We start from the raw sequence: 1,885 nt of genomic DNA, 5'->3' as shown, positions 1-1,885 counted from the left end.
CTTTCGGGAAGTAAGGTACCTTGGCCTCGATGTTCACCTTGGATAAAGCGCTTCATGGGCGATCCCTGCGATGAATTCCTCAGAAATCATAGCAAGGGTTCACGAAGGCGTTTTTACACACTCTGGGCCAATAGCAGTCGTCCAAACTGATCGTAATACTGCGCAAGCCTTTCTGCTCCCGGTCGCAGATCACTTTTATAGCGCATGACGCTTGTGCCAGCCCAAAATCGGGCATTGGTCATTATTGTTTTCAAAAACCGACATGTGAGTGTCGGTTACAAATAAGTCGTCGTTTATAGGCATCTCTCGCGCATGTGCTACGAATGTGCACACGCTTGATAAGCACGCGCTCAAAATCAAGCGTTTTCCTTATGGCTCCCGCCCTGAAAACCCTCAGCGTAGAGACATTGGGTGATGTCGTTTTTGGATCCGTTCAAACATAGGTAATTGGGTATGACCTTTGCAGGTTGAATAGGACCAACCCCACCAACTTTTGGATGGGAGTATAAAAAGAGCCTTTGCCTGAGGCCAATCACCCGCTTTGTGTGAGGAGATACCGCGATGACGACGTTCAACTCCGGGGCTCAACCCCAGAACCGTGCGCCTCAATCCATCGGCTTTCTGTTGCTGGACAATTTCACGCTGATTTCTCTGGCGTCCGCTGTAGAACCGCTGCGCATGGCCAACCAGTTGTCCGGTCGCGAGCTGTATCGCTGGACCACCCTCACCGTCGATGGCGGCCAGGTCTGGGCCAGTGACGGCCTGCAAATCACCCCTGACGCTTCCATGCACAAAGCCCCGCCGATGGACATGATCATCGTTTGCGGTGGCATCGGCATTCAGCGCACCGTTACCCGTGAACACGTATCCTGGCTGCAAAGCCAGGCCCGCAAGGCCTGCCGACTCGGTGCGGTGTGCACCGGCAGCTGGGCCCTGGCTTGCGCCGGACTGCTCGATGGTTTTGATTGCAGTGTGCACTGGGAGTGCCTGGCGGCGATGCAGGAAGCTTTCCCGCGGATAGTAATGAGTACCCGTTTGTTCACCCTCGACCGTAACCGCTTCACCAGCTCCGGCGGTACTGCGCCGCTGGACATGATGCTGCACCTGATCAGCCGTGATCACGGGCGTGAACTGTCGGCGGCCATTTCGGAAATGTTTGTCTATGAGCGCATCCGCAACGAACAGGATCACCAGCGCGTGCCGCTCAAGCACATGCTCGGTACCAATCAACCGAAGTTGCAGGAAATCGTCGCGTTGATGGAAGCCAACCTCGAAGAACCGATCGACCTGGACGAACTGGCGGTGTATGTCGACGTGTCCCGTCGCCAGCTGGAGCGGCTGTTCCAGAAGTACCTGCACTGCTCGCCGTCGCGTTACTACCTGAAACTGCGCCTGGTCCGTGCGCGCCAGTTGCTCAAGCAAACGCCGATGTCGATCATCGAAGTGGCGTCGATCTGTGGCTTTGTGTCCACGCCGCACTTCTCCAAGTGCTACCGCGAGTACTTCGGCATTCCGCCGCGTGACGAGCGCGTCGGCTCCAATACCACGCAGCAGGTGGCGATGATGCCGCTGCCGCAAGCATTGGTGCTGTCGCCGTTGTCCGGGCCGTTGTCAGCGTTGAGCCAGGCACGTAACGAGTCAACCTTTGCCAGCGTTCGTCTATAAATCTTCACCCCTATCCTGCGAAAGCATAACGTTCGCAGGATAGGGGAGGGCGCGTCATTTAAGTGTTGCGCAGAGGGTTACTCGACGGCTTTGACCATGTCTTCGATGACCTTTTTAGCGTCGCCGAACACCATCATGGTCTTGTCCAGGTAGAACAGTTCGTTGTCCAGGCCGGCGTAGCCGCTGGCCATCGAGCGCTTGTTGACGATGATGGTCTTGG

2 protein-coding genes are annotated in these 1,885 nt (G+C 56.2%); one reads left to right on the top strand and one right to left on the bottom strand.

The window, feature by feature from the left end; genetic code table 11:
* Nucleotides 1-561 precede the first annotated feature (561 nt).
* Nucleotides 562-1,665, top strand: coding sequence for a GlxA family transcriptional regulator (locus tag KGB20_RS25685; RefSeq protein WP_150815365.1), 1,104 nt, complete (start codon nt 562-564; stop codon nt 1,663-1,665).
* A 77-nt stretch (nt 1,666-1,742) separates the two neighbouring features.
* Here the strand turns inward: KGB20_RS25685 and KGB20_RS25680 are convergent.
* On the bottom strand, nt 1,743-1,885 hold a 143-nt coding region (locus tag KGB20_RS25680), incomplete at its 5' end, for an NAD(P)(+) transhydrogenase (Re/Si-specific) subunit beta (protein WP_151215141.1).

This window comes from Pseudomonas sp. BF-R-30 (assembly GCF_019956175.1).
GTDB classification, from domain to species: Bacteria; Pseudomonadota; Gammaproteobacteria; order Pseudomonadales; family Pseudomonadaceae; genus Aquipseudomonas; species Aquipseudomonas jessenii.
This window is presented reverse-complemented; position numbering and strand designations above follow the sequence as displayed.

Bases quoted from the DNA above. Each gene is read 5' to 3' on its own strand.
- KGB20_RS25685 (WP_150815365.1), top strand. From the start codon at position 562: ATGACGACGTTCAACTCCGGGGCTCAACCCCAGAACCGTGCGCCTCAA.